We start from the raw sequence: 5,053 nt of genomic DNA, 5'->3' as shown, positions 1-5,053 counted from the left end.
CGCCGCTGGTGCAGGCGCAGGCGGCGTGGCGGCGGCAAGCTTTGGCTGTTCCGGTTTGGGCGCTTCCGGTTTCGGCTCGGGCTTGAGATCTACCTTGGCCTCGACCTTGGGTTCGGCCTTGGCCTCCGGCTTGGCGGCGATTGCGGTCTTGGTCCCATCCGGCAGCAGACGGCGCAGCTCGGTCGGGCCGATCACCAGCACCGTGCCGACCAGTGCGAGCAGGCAGAACGCAATGAAGGCCTTGGATGCGGTCATCATCGGAAAAGAACCTTGGGTGACAAATCAACCGAGGCCCGCAAGGTGCGCCGATTTGGCCACGGCAGCAAGTCGGTCGAAGGGATGATCGCTTAGCCCAATGCGCCGGGGATGAACCGGCGCGGCCCCCTCGGCGTCAAATCAGCGAGGCCGCGCCGCGGCTATATTTTAGGATTTTCCAGTGACCGCATTTTTTCGCACCGCGCCATGGCTGGCGCTTGCCCTGACGCTCGCCGCTTCTCCCGCGCTGGCGGCCTCTGGCCCGCCGCCGGGCTTCGTCCTCACCGACAACGCCGACCTCGCCTTCACCTCGCCCGACGGCGCCACCAGGCTCGAGCAGTACTTGAAGGACAGCGAAGACCTTTTCGGCGTCAAATGGCAGGTCTGGGCACGACGCGGCGAGCAGATGACCGAGCTGAAGCCGGAGCAGGGCTACGGCGCGGGCTTCCGCTTCACCAGCGATTCGCAATGGCTGGTGCGGATGCAGAAGACCGGCTCGGGCTCGCAGGATCTGTTTCTCTATCATGTCGAGAACGGCGCCTTCGTCAACGCGACGAAGAAGTCGCTCAGCGACCTCGCCTGGGCCTATTTCCACAGCCGGCCCGACACCAACAGGATGAAGCTCGACTACCACATCTCGGCCAATCTCGTGAAAGGCACGGAAGATGCCTATCGCTGGCTCGGGGTCGACTGGCCTAACAACCGCTACCTCGTGATCTCGCTGTCGGGCGAAATGGACAAGCATCCGAAGAACGTCGCCGTGAAGGGATTGGCGGATTGGAAATGCCGTTATGACCTCATGACCGGGAAGTTCGACGTGCCCAAAATGTTCGCCAAGGGCAATGCGGAAGCGTTGAACTGGGAGATCAAGCGGTAGGCCCGACTTGGCAAAGGCGCGCTTCGCGCGCCGTGCCCACCACCTCCATCCGTCATGGACAGATCGTGGGCACGGCGCGAATGCGCCTTTGCCCAACTCCGGGAGTTCCCGCTACGGGACTTCCCGCGCTGAGGGAACCAACCCACTGATTCCGCTCCGATTCATAGTTCCCTAACCCTCGATGGTAACGGGGTCTTTTCGGTTTGGCTGCATCTTGCGTCCCACGGGAGGGCTGCATGGGCACATCGATCCGATGGACCGCGCGCATGCGCGCGTTGCTCCGTCGCTGGCGGGGAGCGCCACTGACATGGCTGATCGTCGGCGGCTTCGTGCTGATGGCCGCGATGGCCGTCGGCACCGCGCTGACCGTCGACCGCTTCCGGCAGAACGCGATCGAGAGCGGCCGCGAAAGCCTTGAAAACTCCGTGCGCCTGCTGGCCCGGCATTTCGACCGCGAGTTCGAGGATTTCGCGGTGCTCCAGAAGAGCATCATCGCCGAGCTCGAGAGCCGCGGCATCGAATCCGCCGACATCTTCCGCAGCGAGATGGGCACGCTGGCGATGCACGAGGTGCTGCGTGCAAAAGCCAGCGGCTGGTCCGACGTCGCCGGCGCCAATCTGTTCGATGCCAGCGGCGTGCTGATCAACTCGTCGCGGCGCTGGCCGGTCGCCGACGTCTCGGTCGCCGACCGCGGCTATTTCAACCGCCTCAAGAACGATCCGGCCGCGCAGGAAGAGATCGAGGTCGTACAGGGCCGGATCGGCAACGGACCGGCGATTGTGCTCGCACGGCGCGTGTCCGGCCCGCACGGCGAATTCCTCGGGCTGGTCTCGCGCGCGATCGCACCCGAGCAGCTCGAATCCTTCTTCGCCTCGACCGGGCTTGGCGAGGACTCCTCGATCGCGATGCACCACCAGAACGGCCAATTGCTGGCGCGCGTTCCGCGTGTCGATGCGATGATCGGGCAGAATTTTCGCAAAGGCACGCCGGAGCAGATGGCGGTGTTCGAGCGCACCTTCGTCTCCATGCAGATCGCAAGCCCGATCGACGGCAAGGACCGCATCGTCGCCTCGCGCCTCCTCGCCGGCGAGCCGCTGGTCGTGGTCGCGACCAAGTCGCTGGACGCGACGCTCGCGACCTGGCACACGCAAACGAAATTCTTCGTCACCGTCGCCGTGTTGTCGATCGGCCTCTTGGTGCTCACGCTGTTCCTGATCTTCCGCCAGGTCACGCACCGGCTATCGCTCGAGAAGCAGCGGCTGGACACCGCGATGAACACGATGACGCAAGGTCTCCTGATGTTCGACCAGGACGAGCGGCTGATCGTCTGCAACCGGCGTTACATCGAGATGTACGGCTTGTCCCCTGATGTGGTGAAACCCGGCGTCACTTTCCGCGACGTGATCCAGCATCGCCATGAAAGCGGATCGTTCCACGGCGACGTCTCGTCCTATTGCGACGACATCCTGAGCAATGTCGGGCGCACGCAGAACACGATCGTCGAGACCGCCGACGGTCGCCTGATCGAGATCAAGAACCAGCCCGGCGCGGCCGGCGGCTGGCTCGCCACCCATGAGGACGTCACCGCCCGCATCCGCGCCGACGAGCGCATCGCGCATATGGCGCATTACGACGCGCTGACCGACCTGCCCAACCGCGTCTTGATGCGCGGGCATCTGGAGCGGCGCGTTGCCGAGCTCCGCGAGGGAAAGCCGTTCGCCATCCTCTATATCGACGTCGACGAGTTCAAGGGCGTCAACGATTCGCTGGGGCACGAAGTCGGCGACGAGCTGCTGCGCCAGGTGGCGATGCGCCTGCGCGCCTGCGTCAGCGGCAACGATCTCGTCGCCCGGCTAGGGGGCGACGAATTCGCCATCGTCAAGGCCGGCACAAGCGACAAGGCCGAGCTGACGGCGCTGGCGGAAACCATCCTCGCGGCGTTGCGCGCGCCGGTGGATTGCAAGGGCCAGGACATCGCGACCGATGCCAGCATCGGCATCGCGATCGCGCCCGACCACGGTGACAATCTCGACGATCTGCTCAAGCGCGCCGATCTTGCGATGTACGCGGCGAAGTCGGAAGGGCGCCGCACCTACCGCGTCTTCGCACCCGAATACGATGCCAAGGCGAGGCTGCGCCGTCAGCTCGAGCTCGATCTGCGTCAGGCGCTCGTTCGCGGCGAGTTCGAGGTGCACTATCAGCCGCTGGTCGATCTCGCGGCCAACGTCGTGACCGGCTGCGAGGCGCTGCTGCGCTGGCGCCATCCGGAGCGCGGCATGATCTCGCCGGCGGACTTCATTCCCGTGGCGGAAGACACCGGGCTGATCGGCGAGATCGGCGAATGGGTGCTAAAGCAGGCCTGCACCGAGGCCGCCTCCTGGCCCGGCCAGATTCACATCGCAGTCAACGTCTCGCCGGTGCAGTTCCGCTCGCGGACGCTGGCGCTCAAGGTCGCCGCGGCGCTCGCGGAGTCCGGGCTTGCGCCCGGACGGCTCGAGCTCGAGATCACCGAGACGGTCCTCATCCGCGACGACGAGGAGGCGCTGACGATCCTGCAGCAGCTGCGCGAGCTCGGCGTGCGCATCGCGCTCGACGATTTCGGCACCGGCTATTCGTCGCTGAGCTATCTGCACCGCTTCCCGTTCGACAAGATCAAGATCGACCGCAGCTTCATCAGCGACATCGGCGAACCCGAGGATTCCTCCCCGATCGTGCGGGCCGTGGTGCACATGGCCGCCGCCCGCCACATGGCGACGACCGCCGAAGGCGTCGAGACCGAAGCCCAGCGCGAGGTGCTGCGCCAGCTCGGATGCAGCCAGATGCAGGGCTGGCTGTTCAGCCCGGCCGTGCCCGCAGCGAAATTGAAGCAGCTCTTGTCGGCGCACGCCGCGGCGGCTTAGCGGGCGGCGCAGTTCATCGCCGCACTCCGTCGACAAAGCCCGCATGCTCGATCCCTGTCTCGCGTTGATCTCCTGGTCGGTGTCATTCGACCACTTCGTCGGCCCGCAGCAGAATGGAGGTGGGAATGGCAAGACCAAGGGCCTTGGCTGCTTTCAAATTGACCCCGAGCTCGAACTTGACCAGCTGCTGCACGGGAAGATCTTCCGGCTTCGCGCCCTTGATGATCCGGTCGACGCAGCGGGCGGAGCGCCGCAGCATGTCGGGCGTGTTCGCACCCTAGCTCAACAAGGCGCCTGCCTCGGCCAGCCCGAACGGCGGCGCTTCGAGAGCAATCGTCCGGTCTTCGATATAACCCAGCTCGCGCAGTCCCGCGCGGAATGCGTCGTGAAACGGACGACCGATTGCGGAGCGATCCACACAATGCCCACACGCGGAACATGCTCACGCTGCTGAGCGCGCGCGGGCAACGCACCCAAGGTGGTCGCGCCGCCCAGGATGATGATGAACTCTCGCCGTCTCATGTTCATCCCCGATCGGAGAATGGACGGGAACGGCAAATACCGCGGTTCGGAAGTGCTTAGGCAGCCTCCGAACCCTTCGGCGCGAACATCCGCGTCGGGAAGGAAGCTCGATTTGTCCGGCGCGGACGGGCCCGATCGCGACAACCATGTGACGGCCTGCCTCGCGCCCCGTTGTAATCAAACATTTTTCCGTCCGTTCACCCATCGTGCGTTTGTGAAAATCGCGCGCCTGCTTGGAGCAGGATCGGACAAAGCATGCTCGCTTCAGGCAATACGCCGGGCCCTCGCAGCCATAGAACGCGCGAAGACCCGTACAAGTACGGACGACCGATTTGAAGCTCGACGCGATCCGAACGGAGCCACGCCATGACCGGAAACACTGCTCCCATGCGCGATGCCTCACAGCAGGGCGTCCCCCCTGCCCCCGGCGCGCAGCCGGACGACAGCTCGCATTCCGAGCGGCGCACCGCCGGCGCGGAGATGGCGCGCGTGCTCAGGA

At 65.2% G+C, this 5,053-nt stretch carries 3 protein-coding genes and 1 pseudogene; 2 read left to right on the top strand and 2 right to left on the bottom strand.

Annotation, left to right across the window (positions count from 1 at the left end):
• Positions 1-258, bottom strand: a pseudogene (locus MOV74_RS30965) (peptidoglycan-binding protein LysM); the annotation flags it as partial.
• A 178-nt stretch (positions 259-436) separates the two neighbouring features.
• Between MOV74_RS30965 and MOV74_RS30960 the strand changes: the two are divergent.
• Together MOV74_RS30960 and MOV74_RS30955 are read left to right on the top strand one after the other, a co-directional pair.
• The gene (locus MOV74_RS30960; RefSeq protein WP_246930662.1) at positions 437-1,132 is read left to right on the top strand and encodes a hypothetical protein; all 696 of its coding nucleotides are present in this window, start codon (positions 437-439) and stop codon (positions 1,130-1,132) included.
• Between the two features lie 236 nt (positions 1,133-1,368).
• The gene (locus MOV74_RS30955) at positions 1,369-4,032 is read left to right on the top strand and encodes an EAL domain-containing protein (RefSeq protein ID WP_246930660.1); all 2,664 of its coding nucleotides are present in this window, start codon (positions 1,369-1,371) and stop codon (positions 4,030-4,032) included.
• 82 nt (positions 4,033-4,114) lie between these two features.
• Here MOV74_RS30955 and MOV74_RS30950 read toward each other — a convergent pair whose 3' ends face one another.
• Positions 4,115-4,291 (bottom strand): ABC transporter substrate binding protein, encoded by a 177-nt coding sequence (locus tag MOV74_RS30950; protein WP_246930658.1) that lies wholly within the window; start codon positions 4,289-4,291, stop codon positions 4,115-4,117.
• Between the last annotated feature and the right edge of the window lie 762 nt (positions 4,292-5,053).

Source organism: Bradyrhizobium sp. SHOUNA76, from assembly GCF_023006445.1.
Lineage (GTDB): Bacteria > Pseudomonadota > Alphaproteobacteria > Rhizobiales > Xanthobacteraceae > Bradyrhizobium.
The sequence above is the reverse complement of the archived record's forward strand: the minus strand, read 5'-3'. Positions and strand labels throughout refer to the sequence as shown.

Coding starts and splice junctions, on each gene's coding strand:
- MOV74_RS30955 (WP_246930660.1), top strand. CDS start 1,369: ATGGGCACATCGATCCGATGGACCGCGCGCATGCGCGCGTTGCTCCGT.
- MOV74_RS30950 (WP_246930658.1), bottom strand. CDS start 4,291: ATGCTGCGGCGCTCCGCCCGCTGCGTCGACCGGATCATCAAGGGCGCG.